This window comes from Paraburkholderia sp. BR13439 (assembly GCF_040948805.1).
GTDB lineage: Bacteria > Pseudomonadota > Gammaproteobacteria > Burkholderiales > Burkholderiaceae > Paraburkholderia > Paraburkholderia youngii.
Genome location: NZ_JBFPKN010000020.1, coordinates 21094 through 37634, shown reverse-complemented (window position 1 = coordinate 37634; position 16541 = coordinate 21094). Strand labels below are relative to the sequence as shown.

The 16541-nt window shown below is 59.0% G+C and carries 29 protein-coding genes and 1 pseudogene; all 30 read right to left on the bottom strand.

Annotation, left to right across the window (positions count from 1 at the left end; all coding sequences use genetic code 11):
* Nucleotides 1–33 precede the first annotated feature (33 nt).
* Nucleotides 34–1388 (bottom strand): annotated as a pseudogene (gene ltrA / locus AB3X96_RS31375) (group II intron reverse transcriptase/maturase).
* A gap of 450 nt (nucleotides 1389–1838) precedes the next feature.
* Nucleotides 1839–2231 (bottom strand): 50S ribosomal protein L17, encoded by a 393-nt coding sequence (gene rplQ / locus AB3X96_RS31370; protein WP_013090750.1) that lies wholly within the window; start codon nucleotides 2229–2231, stop codon nucleotides 1839–1841.
* Nucleotides 2232–2421: 190 nt separating this feature from the next.
* Complete coding sequence (rpoA, locus tag AB3X96_RS31365) at nucleotides 2422–3399, bottom strand: DNA-directed RNA polymerase subunit alpha (RefSeq protein ID WP_007730697.1); 978 nt, start codon at nucleotides 3397–3399, stop codon at nucleotides 2422–2424.
* Nucleotides 3400–3523: 124 nt separating this feature from the next.
* Nucleotides 3524–4147 carry a 30S ribosomal protein S4 gene (rpsD, locus tag AB3X96_RS31360; RefSeq protein ID WP_013090752.1) on the bottom strand — a complete coding sequence of 208 codons (624 nt, stop codon included), beginning with the start codon at nucleotides 4145–4147 and terminating at the stop codon, nucleotides 3524–3526.
* Nucleotides 4148–4294: 147 nt separating this feature from the next.
* Entirely contained in the window at nucleotides 4295–4699 is a 405-nt protein-coding gene (gene rpsK, locus AB3X96_RS31355) for a 30S ribosomal protein S11 (protein ID WP_006052224.1), read from the bottom strand.
* A gap of 28 nt (nucleotides 4700–4727) precedes the next feature.
* Nucleotides 4728–5093 (bottom strand): 30S ribosomal protein S13, encoded by a 366-nt coding sequence (rpsM, locus tag AB3X96_RS31350; protein WP_008923332.1) that lies wholly within the window; start codon nucleotides 5091–5093, stop codon nucleotides 4728–4730.
* Nucleotides 5094–5134: 41 nt separating this feature from the next.
* A complete protein-coding gene (gene rpmJ, locus AB3X96_RS31345; RefSeq protein WP_004199844.1) occupies nucleotides 5135–5251 on the bottom strand; it encodes a 50S ribosomal protein L36 in 117 nt (38 codons plus the stop codon).
* Between the two features lie 20 nt (nucleotides 5252–5271).
* Complete coding sequence (gene infA / locus AB3X96_RS31340; protein WP_004521905.1) at nucleotides 5272–5490, bottom strand: translation initiation factor IF-1; 219 nt, start codon at nucleotides 5488–5490, stop codon at nucleotides 5272–5274.
* Between the two features lie 8 nt (nucleotides 5491–5498).
* A complete protein-coding gene (gene secY, locus AB3X96_RS31335) occupies nucleotides 5499–6845 on the bottom strand; it encodes a preprotein translocase subunit SecY (RefSeq protein WP_013090753.1) in 1347 nt (448 codons plus the stop codon).
* Nucleotides 6846–6891: 46 nt separating this feature from the next.
* Nucleotides 6892–7326, bottom strand: a complete 435-nt coding sequence (gene rplO, locus AB3X96_RS31330; RefSeq protein WP_018420156.1) for a 50S ribosomal protein L15 — start codon at nucleotides 7324–7326, stop codon at nucleotides 6892–6894.
* 29 nt (nucleotides 7327–7355) lie between these two features.
* Nucleotides 7356–7538, bottom strand: coding sequence for a 50S ribosomal protein L30 (rpmD, locus tag AB3X96_RS31325; protein ID WP_008923335.1), 183 nt, complete (start codon nucleotides 7536–7538; stop codon nucleotides 7356–7358).
* Between the two features lie 11 nt (nucleotides 7539–7549).
* Nucleotides 7550–8068, bottom strand: coding sequence for a 30S ribosomal protein S5 (rpsE, locus tag AB3X96_RS31320; RefSeq protein ID WP_009888402.1), 519 nt, complete (start codon nucleotides 8066–8068; stop codon nucleotides 7550–7552).
* A 14-nt stretch (nucleotides 8069–8082) separates the two neighbouring features.
* Entirely contained in the window at nucleotides 8083–8448 is a 366-nt protein-coding gene (gene rplR, locus AB3X96_RS31315; protein WP_008923336.1) for a 50S ribosomal protein L18, read from the bottom strand.
* Nucleotides 8449–8460: 12 nt separating this feature from the next.
* Nucleotides 8461–8991: a 50S ribosomal protein L6 gene (rplF, locus tag AB3X96_RS31310; protein WP_176110100.1), complete on the bottom strand. Its 531-nt coding sequence runs from the start codon at nucleotides 8989–8991 to the stop codon at nucleotides 8461–8463.
* A gap of 18 nt (nucleotides 8992–9009) precedes the next feature.
* Complete coding sequence (gene rpsH, locus AB3X96_RS31305; protein ID WP_006052216.1) at nucleotides 9010–9405, bottom strand: 30S ribosomal protein S8; 396 nt, start codon at nucleotides 9403–9405, stop codon at nucleotides 9010–9012.
* A gap of 14 nt (nucleotides 9406–9419) precedes the next feature.
* Nucleotides 9420–9725 (bottom strand): 30S ribosomal protein S14, encoded by a 306-nt coding sequence (gene rpsN / locus AB3X96_RS31300; protein WP_090802162.1) that lies wholly within the window; start codon nucleotides 9723–9725, stop codon nucleotides 9420–9422.
* 7 nt (nucleotides 9726–9732) lie between these two features.
* The gene (rplE, locus tag AB3X96_RS31295) at nucleotides 9733–10272 is read right to left on the bottom strand and encodes a 50S ribosomal protein L5 (protein WP_176110099.1); all 540 of its coding nucleotides are present in this window, start codon (nucleotides 10270–10272) and stop codon (nucleotides 9733–9735) included.
* A 16-nt stretch (nucleotides 10273–10288) separates the two neighbouring features.
* A complete protein-coding gene (rplX, locus tag AB3X96_RS31290) occupies nucleotides 10289–10597 on the bottom strand; it encodes a 50S ribosomal protein L24 (RefSeq protein WP_008923340.1) in 309 nt (102 codons plus the stop codon).
* Between the two features lie 9 nt (nucleotides 10598–10606).
* Nucleotides 10607–10975, bottom strand: coding sequence for a 50S ribosomal protein L14 (rplN, locus tag AB3X96_RS31285; protein ID WP_006998478.1), 369 nt, complete (start codon nucleotides 10973–10975; stop codon nucleotides 10607–10609).
* A 290-nt stretch (nucleotides 10976–11265) separates the two neighbouring features.
* On the bottom strand, nucleotides 11266–11538 hold the full coding sequence (rpsQ, locus tag AB3X96_RS31280) for a 30S ribosomal protein S17 (protein ID WP_007180129.1): 273 nt from the start codon (nucleotides 11536–11538) through the stop codon (nucleotides 11266–11268).
* A complete protein-coding gene (gene rpmC, locus AB3X96_RS31275) occupies nucleotides 11535–11729 on the bottom strand; it encodes a 50S ribosomal protein L29 (protein WP_007180130.1) in 195 nt (64 codons plus the stop codon). Before rpmC ends, rpsQ begins: the two co-directional genes overlap by 4 nt.
* A gap of 10 nt (nucleotides 11730–11739) precedes the next feature.
* Nucleotides 11740–12156 carry a 50S ribosomal protein L16 gene (gene rplP / locus AB3X96_RS31270; protein ID WP_008923342.1) on the bottom strand — a complete coding sequence of 139 codons (417 nt, stop codon included), beginning with the start codon at nucleotides 12154–12156 and terminating at the stop codon, nucleotides 11740–11742.
* 2 nt (nucleotides 12157–12158) lie between these two features.
* On the bottom strand, nucleotides 12159–12965 hold the full coding sequence (rpsC, locus tag AB3X96_RS31265) for a 30S ribosomal protein S3 (protein WP_176110098.1): 807 nt from the start codon (nucleotides 12963–12965) through the stop codon (nucleotides 12159–12161).
* Between the two features lie 11 nt (nucleotides 12966–12976).
* Nucleotides 12977–13306, bottom strand: coding sequence for a 50S ribosomal protein L22 (gene rplV / locus AB3X96_RS31260; RefSeq protein ID WP_007730533.1), 330 nt, complete (start codon nucleotides 13304–13306; stop codon nucleotides 12977–12979).
* Between the two features lie 12 nt (nucleotides 13307–13318).
* Nucleotides 13319–13594, bottom strand: a complete 276-nt coding sequence (gene rpsS / locus AB3X96_RS31255) for a 30S ribosomal protein S19 (protein WP_006998484.1) — start codon at nucleotides 13592–13594, stop codon at nucleotides 13319–13321.
* Nucleotides 13595–13604: 10 nt separating this feature from the next.
* Nucleotides 13605–14432: a 50S ribosomal protein L2 gene (gene rplB, locus AB3X96_RS31250; protein ID WP_008923344.1), complete on the bottom strand. Its 828-nt coding sequence runs from the start codon at nucleotides 14430–14432 to the stop codon at nucleotides 13605–13607.
* Between the two features lie 2 nt (nucleotides 14433–14434).
* Nucleotides 14435–14749 carry a 50S ribosomal protein L23 gene (gene rplW, locus AB3X96_RS31245; RefSeq protein ID WP_368592719.1) on the bottom strand — a complete coding sequence of 105 codons (315 nt, stop codon included), beginning with the start codon at nucleotides 14747–14749 and terminating at the stop codon, nucleotides 14435–14437.
* Nucleotides 14746–15366: a 50S ribosomal protein L4 gene (rplD, locus tag AB3X96_RS31240; RefSeq protein WP_008923346.1), complete on the bottom strand. Its 621-nt coding sequence runs from the start codon at nucleotides 15364–15366 to the stop codon at nucleotides 14746–14748. Before rplD ends, rplW begins: the two co-directional genes overlap by 4 nt.
* On the bottom strand, nucleotides 15366–16025 hold the full coding sequence (gene rplC / locus AB3X96_RS31235) for a 50S ribosomal protein L3 (RefSeq protein WP_368592718.1): 660 nt from the start codon (nucleotides 16023–16025) through the stop codon (nucleotides 15366–15368). The genes rplD and rplC overlap by 1 nt, the downstream gene beginning before the upstream one ends.
* Before the next feature lie 199 nt (nucleotides 16026–16224).
* Nucleotides 16225–16536, bottom strand: a complete 312-nt coding sequence (gene rpsJ / locus AB3X96_RS31230) for a 30S ribosomal protein S10 (protein ID WP_006998489.1) — start codon at nucleotides 16534–16536, stop codon at nucleotides 16225–16227.
* Nucleotides 16537–16541: the final 5 nt, after the last annotated feature.

Genomic DNA, 16541 nt, shown 5'->3' with positions numbered 1-16541 from the left:
CGGGTCGGCACCGGGCGGTTCGGGAAGTTGAGGTCATGAGAGGCGTGGCACACCCAGCCGATCGAAGTATCCGAGAGTCAGCACGCTATTCCGCTATTCAGGAGCTTGTCGCTGTTACGCCACCAGCGGCGACTGTTCGCCGCCACCTGTTGCACCACAGCGGGCGGTGCCCCCAGCGCACGCAGTTCCCCGGTAGATGGTCGGGCCGCGGCGCCATTGCTTACGCTGGATGACACGCAACCGGTGACGCATCCACTTGTCTAGACCCAGCCAGACTCGTGGCGTTTGCGCCAACCGGAAGTACGCCTTCCAGCCCAGCTCATAGGGCCATAACCGTTCCACCACGTCCTTCATGCTGCGCCCGCCGTTACGGCCGGTCAGTTCACGAATGCGGCGTTTGAACGCCAGCAGCGGTTTGGTCGCCACCTTGCGCTTGATGACACCGCCGGACGCTACCCACAGGCTGTAGCCCCTGGCCACCGCGCTTTTGGTCTCGTTGACCTTCAACCGCAGTCGCCCATACAGACGACGCAGCAGCGCCATCACCGGCTCGCCTGCATGGCGGCTGCGAAGGTAAGCATTCGCATCGTCGGCACAGCGCGCGAAGCAGTGGCCTCGCCGCTCCATTTCCTTGTCCACCTCATCAAGCAGCACGTTGGCCAGCAATGGCGATAGCGGGCCGCCCTGCGGCGTGCCCTGTTCTCGCTGCTGAACCACGCCGCCATCCATGATGCCGCTGTTCAGATGCGCCCGGATCAGCCGGATCACCCCGGCGTCCCCAATACGTTTCTGTAGACGGTCAATCAGGATGTCGTGGTTGACCCGGTCGAAGAACTTCTCCAGATCAACGTCCACCACGATTCGCCGGCCCGACTGCACATGCGACTGCGCGGCCAACACCGCGTCGTGCGCACGTCGCCCAGCCGGAAGCCATAGCTGTGCTCGCTGAAGGTGGGGTCCAGAACCGCTTGCAGCACCTGCAGCAGCGCCTGCTTGATCAGCCGGTCCGTGACCGTCGTGATGCCAGGCTCGCGCTCGCCTCCGTCCGGTTTCGGGATCGTCACCCGCCGTAGCGGACCGGGCCGGTACGTCCCCTTCAGCAACTGTTCACGGATCGCGGGCCACGCCGTCACCAGATGGCGCGTCGTCTGGTCAATGTCCAGACCGTCCACGCCAGCGGCTCCCCTGTTGGCCCGTACCCGTTTGAACGCCTGCTTCAGGTTCGCTCTCGTCAGCGCCGCCATCAGCAGCGATGCCCCTGTCTCCCTGGATTCATGGCGCGGGCAACAGGCTTCGTCGCTCACGGGCATGGACGCAGCTTCACCGCGTGTGCCTCCCGCTCGCCCCGCTTGCGCGGGCATCTGACGCAATTCCTGTCGCATCGAGATGTCGCTGGACACTTCTTCCCGTTCGGCCCTTCGTCAGCAGCTTCGGTCTCTTCGACCTGTCCTGTGACTACTACGGCCTCTGCTGACTTCTCGCTCCGGCTCGACGCCGTCGCCCTTTCAGGCATGAGGCGAGATCTCCCCAGGAAAGAACGCACTCCTTCATCGCACAACCGCCGAATCTGCGCCGCTTCGCCTTGGTCACGAGAGCTTTGTGGTTGTTTGCCCACTCGCCCTGCTTCACAGCGCCTTCTATACGGTTCTTGTTCATCGGCTCGCGATTTACGCTCCTCGCTTCCTCCCCACACCCGGTCGCCTTCATGCAGTTGCGCTTCACTTCATTCGCTATGAGCAGCTTATGGCGGGACTTACACCCGCAGGAGTGCGCCCATGCTGGGCGCATAAACAAAAAAGCCAGGCGATGCGCCTGGCTTTTCGTTCAAACCAAAAAGCTTACTCAGCTTCTTGCACTTCCGTTTCTTCAACTTCCGGACGGTCGAGGAGTTCGACCAGTGCCATCGGCGCGTTATCGCCAACGCGGAAGCCGAACTTCAGCACGCGCAGGTAGCCGCCCGGACGGTTTGCGTAGCGCGGGCCGAGCACGTCGAACAGCTTCGTGACCGAGTCACGGTCGCGCAGGCGGTTGAACGCCAGACGACGGTTTGCCAGCGACGGCTTCTTGCCGAGCGTGATCAGCGGCTCGACGACTTTACGTAGTTCCTTCGCCTTCGGCAGCGTGGTCTTGATGACTTCGTGCTCGATCAGCGAGTTGGACATGTTACGGAGCATTGCCAGACGGTGGCTGCTCGTGCGGTTCAGTTTCCGCAGACCATGACGGTGACGCATGTTAATTCCTTCAGTTCAAAGTTTTGGTCCAGCTCTTCTATCGCACTCGTTCTGCAGCATCGGCAGCAAACAGTGAGCGCACGGGCCGGTAGTTAAAAAAGACAAGACGCGGATTTTAAAGGAAAATCCGCGTCCTTGCCAGTCTAGTGCAGCAGTGCAATCGCGGCTTACCCCCGAGCGAGTTGTCCGCTTACTTGTCGAGACCAGCCGGCGGCCAGTTCTCGAGCTTCATGCCGAGCGTCAGACCGCGCGATGCCAGAACTTCCTTGATCTCGTTCAGCGACTTGCGACCGAGATTCGGAGTCTTGAGCAGCTCGTTCTCGGTACGTTGGATCAGGTCGCCGATGTAGTAGATGTTTTCGGCCTTCAGGCAGTTCGCGGAACGAACCGTCAGCTCGAGATCGTCGACCGGGCGCAGCAGGATCGGATCGATCTGCGGTGCGCGCGACGGCGCTTCCGCCGCTGCTTCGGTACCTTCCAGCGCCGCGAACACCGACAGCTGATCGACCAGAATGCGCGCCGATTGGCGGATCGCTTCTTCCGGCGAAATCACACCGTTGGTTTCGATGTTCATCACGAGCTTGTCCAGGTCGGTGCGCTGCTCGACGCGCGCGCTTTCGACCGCGTAGCTCACGCGACGAACCGGCGAAAACGACGCGTCCAGCACGATTCGGCCGATGATCTTGGCCGACTCTTCACCGTAACGACGCACATTGCCCGGCACATAGCCGCGGCCCTTTTCCACCTTGATCTGCACGTCGAGCTTGCCACCCTTCGACAGATGCGCAATCACGTGATCCGGATTGATGACTTCGCAGTCATGTGCGAGTTCGATATCGCCCGCTGTGACCACGCCTTCGCCTTCCTTGCGCAGCGTAACCGTCACTTCGTCACGGTTATGCAGCTTGAAGACGACGCCTTTCAGGTTCAACAACAGGTTGACCACATCCTCTTGCACACCGTCGAGCGTCGAATACTCATGCACGACGCCTGCAATCGTCACCTCGGTCGGGGCATAGCCGACCATCGACGACAACAGCACGCGCCGAAGCGCGTTACCCAAGGTGTGGCCGTAACCGCGTTCAAACGGTTCCATGACCACTTTCGCGTGGCTCTCGCCAAGCGATTCAACTGCAATGATCTTGGGCTTCAACAAACTGGTTTGCATAGGTTTTCCTTTTCAATACCCTCGGCTCGTTACACCGATAAGGCTGACCGGTAACAACCTGAAAATAAACAGCCGAGACGCCCCCTTGCGCAACGCAATCAGGACGCCCCGGCCGTCAATCCGATTACCGCGAATACAATTCGACGATCAGGCTTTCGTTGATGTCGCCAGCGATGTCGCTGCGTTCCGGCTTCTGCTTGAAGGTACCTTCGAACTTCTTCGCGTCGACCGCGACCCAGCTCGGCATGCCGCCTTGTTCAGCGAGCGACAACGCCTCGATGATGCGAGCCTGCTTGCGCTTCTGTTCGCGCACGGCAACGACGTCGCCAGCCTTCACTTGCATCGACGGGATGTTCGTCACGACGCCGTTCACCGTGATCGCCTTGTGGCCAACCAGCTGACGTGCTTCAGCACGCGTCGAGCCGAAGCCCATCCGATACACGACGTTGTCCAGACGCGATTCGAGCAGTTGCAGCAGGTTTTCACCCGTGTTGCCCTTCAGGCGGTCTGCTTCAGCGAAGTAGCGACGGAACTGGCGCTCGAGGACACCGTAGATACGCTTTACTTTTTGCTTCTCGCGCAACTGCGTGCCATAGTCGGACGTACGCGCGCCCGAAGTACGGCCGTGCTGGCCGGGCTTGCTGTCCAGCTTGCACTTGTCAGCGAGCGAGCGGCGTGCGCTCTTCAGGAAGAGGTCAGTGCCTTCACGGCGGGACAGCTTGGCCTTGGGGCCGATATAACGTGCCACGTTGATTCCTTCTGTGATTAATCACGCGAATGCTTCCACTCGCGCTAGTCCGAACCCTTTGGGTCGAACGGTGGGCTTAGTCTATTCAATAACGCGCGCAGCCCGCCGCCGCGCAAGGCGGCAACAGGCGCTCGCAAAACCAGCGTCTTAGATACGACGACGCTTCGGCGGACGGCAGCCGTTATGCGGGACCGGCGTCACGTCGGAGATCGCGGTAATCTTGATGCCAAGACCATGCAACGCGCGCACCGCCGATTCGCGGCCAGGACCGGGGCCCTTGATCCGCACTTCGAGGTTCTTCACGCCGTATTCCATCGCCACTCGGCCAGCCGATTCAGCTGCGACCTGAGCTGCAAACGGGGTCGACTTACGCGAACCCTTGAAGCCCTGACCACCCGACGTTGCCCAGGCAAGCGCGTTGCCTTGACGGTCGGTGATCGTGATGATGGTGTTGTTGAACGACGCGTGAACGTGAACCACGCCCTCGGCGACGTTCTTCTTGACCTTCTTGCGAACGCGTTGCGCCGCGGAGTTGTTCGAAGCCTTAGCCATTACGTTTTCCTGTAACTGTCAGTTCCGCTTACTTCTTCAGCGACTGCGCTGCACGACGCGGACCCTTGCGCGTACGGGCATTCGTACGCGTACGCTGGCCGCGCAGGGGCAGACCCTTACGATGCCGCACGCCACGATAGCAGCCGAGATCCATCAGGCGCTTAATGTTCATCGTCGTTTCACGGCGCAAATCGCCTTCAACGATGAACTTGCCGACTTCTTCACGCAGCTTTTCGAGGTCTGCGTCAGTCAGGTCTTTGACCTTCTTCGAAAATGCCACACCAGCAGCGACGCAAATGTCGCGCGAGCGCGTGCGACCGATACCGTAAATAGCCGTCAGGCCGATTTCAGTATGCTGGTGATTCGGGATGTTAACCCCTGCGATACGAGCCATTGTTTTTCCTCAAACAAAAAGCGCAAGCAAAAGCGCGGCGTTCAGCCTTGACGCTGTTTGTGGCGCGGATCAGAGCTGCAAATCACGCGCACAACGCCTTTGCGCTTGATGATCTTGCAATTGCGGCAAATGCGCTTAACCGATGCCATCACTTTCATGATATTACCCTTTTTTCAAATCACTTCGCCCGGAACACGATCCGCGCACGCGACAGATCGTAAGGCGTCAATTCAACCGTCACCTTGTCGCCCGGCAAGATTCGGATGTAGTGCATCCGCATCTTGCCGGATATGTGTCCCAACACGACATGGCCGTTTTCCAGCTTCACCCTGAAGGTAGCGTTAGGCAGGTTTTCAATTACTTCGCCCTGCATCTGGATCACATCGTCTTTGGCCATAAGTCCTTTCAACGCATCGGGACGCCGCCGCCTTTGAAATTAGCTTTCTTCAGCAGCGATTCATACTGTTGCGACATAACGTACGACTGCACCTGCGCCATGAAATCCATTGTGACGACGACAATGATCAGCAGCGACGTTCCACCAAAATAAAACGGCACGTTCCAGCGCAGCACCAGAAATTCGGGCAGCAGGCAAACGAACACGATGTAGATCGCACCGGCCAGCGTCAGACGCGTAAGGATGCGGTCGATATATCGCGCCGTCTGATCGCCCGGGCGGATGCCAGGGACGAAAGCGCCACTCTTTTTCAGGTTGTCGGCCGTTTCCCTGCTGTTGAACACCAGTGCGGTGTAGAAGAAGCAGAAGAAAACGATCGCCAACGCGTACAGCAACACGTACACGGGTTGACCGGGCTTCAGGGCTTCGGCCACATTGTGCAACGTGTCTGCGAACCAGCTGGTACGCGAACCCGAACTGAACCAGTTCAGGATAGTTGCCGGGAAGAGAATGATCGACGATGCGAAGATCGGCGGAATCACGCCCGACATGTTCAGCTTCAGCGGCAAATGCGAAGACTGCCCGCCGTAAATCTTGTTGCCTACCTGCCGCTTTGCGTAATTCACAAGAATCTTGCGCTGGCCGCGTTCGATGAACACCACCAGATACGTTACAGCAGCAATCAGCGCGACGACGATAATCGCCGAGATGATACTCATCGAGCCGGTTCGCACCAGTTCAAAGAGACCACCGATTGCGTTCGGGAAGCCCGCCGCAATACCGCCGAAAATGATGATCGAGATGCCATTGCCGAGCCCGCGCTCCGTGATTTGCTCCCCCAGCCACATCAGGAACATCGTGCCGGTCACAAGCGTCACGACCGTCGTCAACCGGAAAACCATCCCCGGATCGATCACGAGGCCAGGCTGATTTTCCAGCGCCACGGCAATGCCGAACGCCTGAAATGTCGCCAGCACGACCGTAAAGATCCGCGTGTACTGCGTAATCTTCCGCTGACCTGCCTGCCCTTCCTTTTTCAGCGCTTCGAGTTGCGGCGAGACAATCGCCAGCAACTGCATGATGATCGACGCCGAAATGTACGGCATGATCCCCAACGCGAAAATGGTGAACCGCGAAAGTGCGCCACCCGAGAACATGTTAAACATGCCAAGGATGCCGCCCGACTGGCTTTGGAACAACTTCGCCAGTTGGTCCGGGTCGATACCCGGCACCGGAATATGCGCGCCGATGCGGTAGACGACCAGCGCCAGCAGCAGGAATACTGCTCGCCGACGCAGATCGCCAAACTTCGCCGCGCTGCGACCGGGTTTTGCGAGACTCGGGCTGTTAGCCAAGTACCTTCTCCGATGCAAATGCTAGTGACGGCAAATTACTTGCGCGTTACTCGGCAAACGAGCCACCAGCTGCTTCGATAGCAGCACGTGCGCTCTTCGTCGCACCCAGACCCTTCACAACGACCTTGCGCTTGAGCTCGCCGGTCGCGATGATCTTGGCGCTACGGATCAGCTCGCCGACCAGGCCGGCTTGTTTGAGAGCCAGCAGATCGATTTCGTCAACCGGCAGCTTCTCGAGATCCGAGAGACGCACTTCACCGACGAATTCCTTCGTCAGCGAGGTGAAGCCACGCTTCGGCAGGCGACGTTGCAGCGGCATTTGACCGCCTTCGAAGCCAACCTTGTGAAAGCCGCCCGAACGCGACTTCTGACCCTTGTGACCACGGCCAGCGGTCTTGCCGAGGCCGGAGCCGATGCCGCGACCAACGCGACGCTTTGCGTGCTTCGCGCCTTCAGCCGGCTTCAGGTTATTCAATTCCATTATCAACTCCTTGAGTCCTGGTCAGCCGCTTAGCTGATGACCTTAACGAGGTACGAAACCTTGTTGATCATGCCGCGCACAGCCGGCGTATCCTGCAACTCGCTAACCGAGTTGAGTCGGCGCAGGCCCAAGCCACGCACCGTTGCGCGGTGCGATTCACGGGTGCCGATCAGGCTCTTGACGAGCTGGACCTTGACAGTTTTATCAGACATGGTGTCCACCTTTAGCCCAGAATTTCTTCGACGGACTTACCGCGCTTCGCAGCGATGTCGCCCGGCGTGGACTGCTTGCGCAGGCCGTCGAGCGTCGCACGAACGAGGTTATACGGGTTCGTCGAACCGTGGCTCTTGGCCACGACGTTCTGCACGCCCATCACGTCGAACACTGCGCGCATCGGACCGCCAGCGATCACGCCGGTACCGTCCTTCGCCGGAGCGAGGAGAACCGTTGATGCGCCGTGCTTACCATGCACTTCGTGTTGCAGGGTACCGTTCTTCAGCGGCACCTTGAACATGTTGCGGCGAGCCTGTTCCATCGCCTTCTGGACAGCGACCGGCACTTCCTTCGCCTTGCCCTTGCCCATACCGACGCGGCCATCACCGTCGCCAACCACGGTCAGTGCAGCGAAGCCGAGAATACGGCCACCCTTCACGACCTTGGTCACGCGGTTGACCGAGATCATCTTTTCACGAAGGCCGTCGTCGCGTTCGTCAGCCTGAACTTTAGCTTGCATCTTTGCCATGACGAATTCTTCCCTTAGAACTTGAGTCCGGCTTCGCGCGCCGCATCAGCCAACGCTTTCACGCGGCCGTGGTAACGGAAACCCGAACGGTCGAAGGCGACGGATTCGATGCCGGCAGCCTTAGCCTTTTCTGCAATGCGCTTGCCGATCAGGGTTGCAGCAGCAACGTTGCCGCCCTTGCCCGATTGATCGGCGAGTTGCGCACGCACTTCGGCTTCGAGTGTCGACGCGCTGGCGAGCACCTTGGTGCCGCACGGCGAGAACACTTGCGCATAGATGTGCGTGTTCGTGCGATGCACGGCGAGACGCGCGACCTGCAGCTCAGCGATCTTGATACGCGTCTGACGAGCGCGGCGCAGGCGAGATTGAGTCTTATCCATGATTGCGCACCCTTACTTCTTCTTCGTTTCTTTGAGGATCACAACCTCATCGGCGTAACGCACGCCCTTGCCCTTATAGGGCTCCGGCGGACGGTAGCCGCGCACTTCTGCAGCGACTTGACCGACTTGTTGCTTGTTGATCCCCTTGATCACGATTTCGGTTTGCGACGGGGTTTCTGCCTTGACGCCAGCCGGCATCTGGTGCACCACCGGGTGCGAGAAACCCAACGACAAGTTCAGCTTGTCGCCTTGCGCCTGTGCGCGATAACCGACGCCAACCAGCGTCAGCTTGCGCTCGAAACCCTTCGTCACGCCGTACACCATATTCGCAACCAGTGCGCGCATAGTGCCCGACATCGCATTCGCTTCGCGGCTTCCGTCGACCGGCTCGAACTTCAGCGTGCCGTTGTCGTTAACCACCTTCACGAGACTGTTGGCAGCCTGCGAAATCGTACCCAGCGGACCCTTGACAGTAATGCTGTCGGCGCTCAGGGCCACTTCCGCGCCTTGCAGCGCGATCGGGCTCTTACCTACTCGAGACATGTTTCTCTCCTTTCGGCCTTAAGCGACGTAGCAGATGACTTCGCCGCCAACGCCCGTTGCACGTGCCTTGCGGTCCGTCATCACGCCCTTGGGCGTCGACACGATTGCCACGCCGAGGCCATTCATGACCACGGGGATGTCGTTACGGCCGCGGTACACACGCAGACCAGGCTTCGAGACGCGTTCGATGCGCTCGATGACCGGGCGGCCAGCGTAATACTTCAACACGATGTTCAATTCCGACTTCGCACCTTCGGACTTCACTGCGAAATCATCGATATAACCTTCGTCCTTCAGGACCTGCGCAATCGCAACCTTGACTTTCGACGAGGGCATAGTCACCGAAACCTTCTCGACCATCTGCGCATTGCGGATGCGAGTCAGCATATCGGCGATAGGATCACTCATGCTCATTTATGTTTCTCCTATTACCAGCTCGCCTTGGTCAGGCCAGGGATCTCGCCGCGGAACGCGATTTCACGAATCTTGTTACGCGCCAGGCCGAATTTACGGAACGTCCCGCGCGGACGACCGGTAATTGCGCAACGGTTGCGCTTACGGGTCGGGTTAGAGTTGCGCGGCAGTTGCTGCAGTTCCAGACGTGCTGCGTAATGCTCTTCTTCCGACTTGCTCGTGTCGCCAATGATTGCCTTCAGTGCAGCACGCTTGGGAGCGTACTTGGCGGCGAGGCGAGCACGCTTCTTTTCACGTTCGATCAGTGCCAGTTTAGCCACGGTAACCTCAGTTTCTGAACGGGAACTTGAAGCCGGCGAGCAGAGCCTTTGCTTCGTCGTCAGTCTTCGCAGTCGTCGTGATGCTGATGTTCAGCCCACGCAGTGCGTCGATCTTGTCGTAATCGATTTCGGGGAAAATGATCTGCTCTTTCACACCGATGTTGTAGTTGCCGCGACCATCAAACGCCTTACCCGACACGCCACGGAAGTCGCGCACACGGGGGAGCGCAACCGTCACGAAACGGTCGAGGAATTCGTACATTGCCTGGCCACGCAGCGTGACCATGGCGCCGATCGGATAGCCCTGACGGATCTTGAAGCCAGCAATTGCCTTGCGCGCCTTCGTGATCACCGGCTTCTGACCTGCGATCTTCGTCAGATCGCCAACCGCGTTTTCGATGATCTTCTTGTCAGCGACGGCTTCGCCAAGACCCATATTCAGGGTGATCTTGGTGATGCGCGGCACTTCCATCACGGACTTGTAACCGAACTTTTCGATGAGGCCGGGTACAACCTTTTCTTTGTAAAACTCTTGCAAACGAGCCATTTTTTACTCCGCAGCGTCAGGCGCTCAGCACGGCACCGGTCGTCTTCAGGAAACGGACCTTCTTGTCTCCTTCGACCTTGATGCCTACACGCGATGGCTTGCCATTCGCGTCGACCAATGCGACGTTCGAAATTTGCAGCGGCATCGTCTTGGCTTCCACGCCGCCCGTCGTACCCTTCATCGGGTTCGGCTTGACGTGCTTCTTGACGAGATTGATGCCCTCGACGGTCACGGTCTCGCCGTGAACGGCCAGCACAACGCCACGCTTGCCCTTATCTTTGCCGGTGATGACGATAACTTCGTCACCCTTGCGAATCTTGTTCATCGCGACTCCTTACAGCACTTCAGGCGCCAGCGAAACGATCTTCATGAATCGTTCGCTACGCAACTCGCGCGTGACTGGCCCGAAAATACGGGTGCCGATCGGTTCGAGTTTGGTGTTGAGCAACACAGCTGCGTTGCCGTCGAACTTGATCAGCGAGCCGTCCTGGCGGCGCACGCCCTTGGCGGTGCGAACCACCACGGCGTTGTAGATTTCGCCTTTCTTCACGCGCCCGCGCGGCGTTGCCTCTTTGACGGTCACCTTGATGATGTCGCCAATGCTGGCATAACGACGCTTCGAGCCGCCGAGCACCTTGATGCACATGACTTCACGTGCACCCGTGTTGTCGGCCACTTCAAGCCGAGTTTCGGTCTGGATCATGGTTTATCTTTCCCAACTTAATCCGGTCACACCACCATGGTGCTTCCCGGTCAGTCTTGGTCCCGTCAGCCGATCGGCTGCTTGGGTTAGAACAGCAGCGACGGCAAACGAAACCCGCCATCGCAATCCGGTGAATCCTTCGGCACAGGCTGGCGCCCGGACCGCTTCCCCCACCAACTTCGCCCGCGACGGGGCTCCCATAAAGAGGGAAGACCGAGATTATATCAAATAATCCCGGTCTTGCAAGCGAAACTTACTGCGATTTCAACTACTTCTACTGCTTTGCGACATCAGATGACGCGAGCAGCCTCGACCAGGCGAGCCACAACCCAAGCCTTCGTCTTCGAAATCGGACGAGTTTCCTGGATTTCAACGAGGTCGCCCTCGTTGTACGTGTTCGCGTCGTCATGCGCGTGGTACTTCTTCGAACGCACGACGTACTTGCCGTAGATCGGGTGCTTCACGCGGTGCTCGACCAGCACGGTAACCGTCTTGTCCATCTTGTTGCTGACGACCTTGCCGACCAGCGTCCGCTTGAGCGAGGTTTTTACGCTATCGTTCATTTCTGGTTCGCCTTCTCAGTCAGGACGGTCCGCACACGTGCGATGTCGCGACGAACCTTCTTCAGCTGGCTCGTGTTCGTGAGCTGCTGGGTCGCGAGTTGCATGCGCAGGCCGAATTGCGCCTTCAACAGGTCCGACAGCTCCTTGTTGAGCGCGGCCTGATCTTTCTGGTGAAGTTCGGAAGCCTTCATCATTTGCTCCTTAGGCGCCGAGCTGACGCACGATAAACGTCGTCTTCAGCGGCAGCTTCGCTGCAGCCAGACGGAACGCTTCGCGCGCCAGTTCTTCGGTTACGCCGTCCATTTCGTACAGCATCTTGCCCGGTTGAATCTCAGCGACGTAGTACTCTGGGTTACCCTTACCGTTACCCATACGAACTTCCGCCGGCTTGGTCGAGATCGGCTTGTCCGGGAAGATCCGGATCCAGATGCGGCCACCGCGCTTGATGTGACGCGTCATTGCACGACGCGCCGCTTCAATCTGGCGCGCGGTCAGACGGCCACGACCGACAGCCTTCAGGCCGAACTCACCGAACGACACCGCGTTGCCGCGGGTAGCAACGCCGGTGTTACGACCTTTCTGCTCTTTGCGATACTTTCTGCGTTTCGGTTGCAGCATCGTTATTCTCCAGTCTTCCCGTCGCCGCCGGTACCGCCAGCACGACGAGGAGCGCCACGGCGTGCACCTGCCGGGCCACCACCTTCACCATCACGACGCGGACGGCGATCGCCACCCGGACGTGCGTTGCGGCGCGGACGTTTTTCTTCGGCGACTTCTTCGACCACCGGTGCGTCATTGCGGCCGAGCGTATCGCCCTTATAGACCCACACCTTCACGCCGATGATGCCGTACGTCGTCTTTGCTTCCGACGTTGCGTAGTCGATATCTGCACGCAGCGTGTGAAGCGGCACGCGACCTTCGCGGTACCATTCCGTGCGAGCGATTTCGATACCGTTCAGACGGCCTGCGCTCATGATCTTGATGCCTTGCGCACCCAGACGCATCGCGTTCTGCATCGCACGCTTCATCGCGCGACGGAACATGATCCGGCGCTCGAGCTGCTGCGTGATCGAATCAGCGATCAGTTGCGCGTCGGTTTCCGGCTTGCGAATTTCTTCGATGTTGACGTGAACCGGAACGCCCATGCGCTTTTGCAGCTCGGACTTCAGCAGTTCGATGTCTTCACCCTTCTTACCGATCACGACACCCGGACGCGAGCTGAAAATCGTGATACGCGCGTTCTTTGCAGGACGCTCGATCACAACGCGGCCGACAGACGCGTTTTTCAGCTTCTTCTTCAGGTACTCACGAACACCGATGTCTTCCTGCAACATCGCCGCGAAATTGTTGTTGTTCGCGTACCAACGCGAAGCCCAATTGCGGCTGACGGCCAAACGGAAGCCAGTCGGATGAATTTTCTGTCCCATCGTATGACCCCTTAATTCCCGACCGTCACAGTGATGTGACAGGATTGCTTCTCGATGCGGTTACCACGGCCCTTGGCGCGCGCGGTAAAACGCTTCAGCGATGCTGCCTTATCGACGTAGATGCTCGTGATCTTGAGCTCGTCGATATCGGCACCTTCGTTGTGCTCCGCATTCGCGATCGCCGACAGCACGACCTTCTTCACGATTCCCGCAGCCTTCTTCGGCGAGAACGTCAGAACGTTCAGCGCCTTGTCGACCGGCAAACCGCGGATCTGGTCAGCCACAAGGCGCGTTTTTTGCGCCGAGATGCGGGCACCGCGATGAATTGCTTTCACTTCCATCTTGATTGCCCCTTATTTCTTGGCCTTCTTGTCGGCCGCGTGACCCTTGAACGTACGGGTCAGTGCGAACTCGCCAAGCTTGTGGCCGACCATGTTTTCCGTGACATACACCGGAACGTGTTGACGGCCGTTGTGAACGGCGATCGTCAGACCGATGAAGTCCGGCAGGATCGTCGAGCGACGCGACCAGGTCTTGATCGGTTTCTTGTCACGCGATGCTGCAGCCGCCTCAACCTTCTTCAGCAAATGGGCGTCGCAGAACGGACCTTTCTTAATAGAACGTGCCATTGCCTACTCCTTAACGCTTGTGACGACGCTGGACGATCATGCTCGTCGTGCGCTTGTTGCTGCGGGTGCGATAGCCCTTCGTCGGCGTGCCCCACGGGCTCACCGGATCGCGGCCTGCCGCAGTCTTGCCTTCGCCACCACCGTGCGGGTGGTCGACCGGGTTCATTGCAACGCCACGCACCGTCGGGCGAATGCCGCGCCAGCGGTTCGCGCCCGCCTTACCGATTTGACGGAGGCTGTGCTCTTCGTTGCCCACTTCTCCGATCGTCGCGCGACATTCAACGTGCACGCGGCGGATTTCGCCCGAACGCAGACGAACCTGCGCGTAGACGCCTTCGCGAGCAAGCAGCATCGCCGACGTGCCAGCCGAACGCGCCATTTGCGCGCCCTTGCCCGGCAGCATTTCGATGCAGTGAATCGTCGTACCGACCGGAATGTTGCGGATCGGCAACGTGTTACCTGCGCGGATCGGCGCTTCCGAACCCGACATCAGTTGCTGACCGACGGTGACCCCCTTCGGAGCGATGATGTAGCGGCGCTCGCCGTCTGCGTACAGAACCAGCGCGATGTTCGCGCTACGGTTCGGATCGTACTCAAGACGTTCGACCTTTGCCGGAATACCATCCTTCGTGCGACGGAAGTCGACGACACGATAGTGATGCTTGTGACCACCACCCTTGTGACGTGTAGTGATGTGACCGTTGTTGTTACGGCCGGCGGTCGACGACTGTGTGTCGAGCAGTGCCGCAAACGGCTTGCCCTTGTGCAGTTCTTTGTTGACCACCTTGACCATCGCGCGGCGGCCCGGCGAAGTCGGCTTAACTTTCACGATTGCCATGATTACTTGGCCTCCGCTTCAAAGTTGATTTCCTGGCCGGGCCTCAGGCAGACGTACGCCTTCTTCACGTCTTTGCGCTTGCCCATGAAGCGGCCAAAGCGCTTGGCTTTGCCCTTCGCGACCAGCACGTTGACGGAGTCGACTTCCACCTTGAACAGCAGCTCGACTGCAGCTTTCACTTCCTGCTTCGTAGCATCCGGCGCGACTTCGAACACAACCTGCTCGTTCTTGTCGGCAACCAGCGTCGCCTTTTCGGAGACCACCGGCGCGAGCAGGACCTGCATCAAACGATGATCGTTCTTGCGAATCTCGCTCATGACAGCAACTCCTCGATCTGGGCGACCGCAGCCTTCGTGATCAGGACTTTCTTGAAGTAGATCAGCGACAGCGGGTCGGCGTAACGCGGCTCGACAACCGCCACGTGGGCGAGATTGCGCGACGCGAGGTACAGGTTTTCGTCAACCGTGTCGGTAATCACCAGCACGGAGTCGAGACCCATCGCCTTGAATTTTTCGGCCAGCAGCTTCGTCTTCGGCGCCTCGAGCGTCAGCTCGTCGACCACCGAGATGCGGCCTTCGCGGGCCAGCTGCGAGAAGATCGAGCAGAGACCTGCGCGATGCATCTTCTTGTTGACTTTGTGCGAAAAGTTTTCTTCCGGCGAATTCGGGAAGATGCGGCCACCGCCGCGCCACAGCGGGCTCGACGACATACCGGCGCGGGCGCGGCCTGTGCCCTTCTGGCGCCACGGCTTCTTGGTCGTGTGCTTGACCTGCTCACGATCCTTCTGCGCGCGGTTGCCGCTACGGGCGTTCGCCTGGTACGCAACCACCACCTGGTGAATCAGGGCTTCGTTATAATCGCGGCCGAACACGACGTCCGACGCGCTAACGCCTGCACCTTCCTGACCATTGGCATTCAGGAGCTTAAGTTCCATTATTTCGCTCCTTTCACGGCACGCGTCTTCACGGCCGGCGTAACGAATACCTTGCCACCCTTCGCACCCGGAACGGCGCCCTTGACCAGCAGCAGCTTGCGGTCAGCGTCGATACGAGCGATTTCGAGGTTTTGCACCGTTACCTTCTCGTCACCCATGTGACCAGTCATGCGCTTACCCGGGAACACACGACCCGGATCCTGCGCCATACCGATCGAGCCCGGCACGTTGTGCGAGCGCGAGTTACCGTGCGAGGCACGGCCCGACGAGAAGTTGTAACGTTTGATGGTACCGGCGTAGCCCTTACCGATCGACACGCCTTGCACGTCGACCTTCTGGCCCACTTCGAACAGCTCGGGACCAACCACGGTGCCGTTCGACAACTCGGCGGCCCTAGCGGGGTCGATCTGAAATTCTTTGAGGATTTCACCGGCTTGAACGCCGGCTTTGGCGAGATGACCTGCCAACGGCTTCGTCACGCGCGATGCGCGGCGCGTACCGAAGGTAACCTGCACGGCCGTGTAGCCGTCGGTTTCAACAGTCTTGATCTGCGTCACGCGGTTGTCGGACACGTCCAGCACGGTGACGGGAATCGAATCCCCCTCAGCCGTGAAGATACGGGTCATGCCAACCTTGCGACCTACGAGTCCAAGGCTCATCGTTTTCTCCATTCCCGACTGCGATTGGTCGGGGCTAATTTACAAAATGTCGGCGCCGTTTCGGGCATGAGACCATGCTGCAGCACGCCGACTTTTTACGCAAATGCGCGAAAAGCTCACTAGTATAGCGAGCCTTTTCGTTTTCCGCAAGCAATCAAAGACTTAGCGCTGCCCGGATCGCCGGACAAGGGCTGAAGCCTTATTGCAGCTTGATTTCAACGTCGACGCCAGCCGGCAAATCGAGCTTCATGAGCGCATCAACGGTCTTGTCCGTCGGGTCGACGATGTCCATCAGACGCTGGTGCGTGCGGATTTCGAGCTGATCGCGCGACGTCTTGTTGACGTGCGGCGAACGCAAAATGTCGAAGCGTTGAATGCGGGTCGGCAGGGGCACCGGGCCACGAACGATTGCGCCAGTCCGCTTTGCCGTGTCGACGATTTCAGCTGCCGATTGATCGATCAGGCGATAGTCGAAAGCCTTCAGGCGGATGCGGATTTTCTGGTTCTGCATGACAA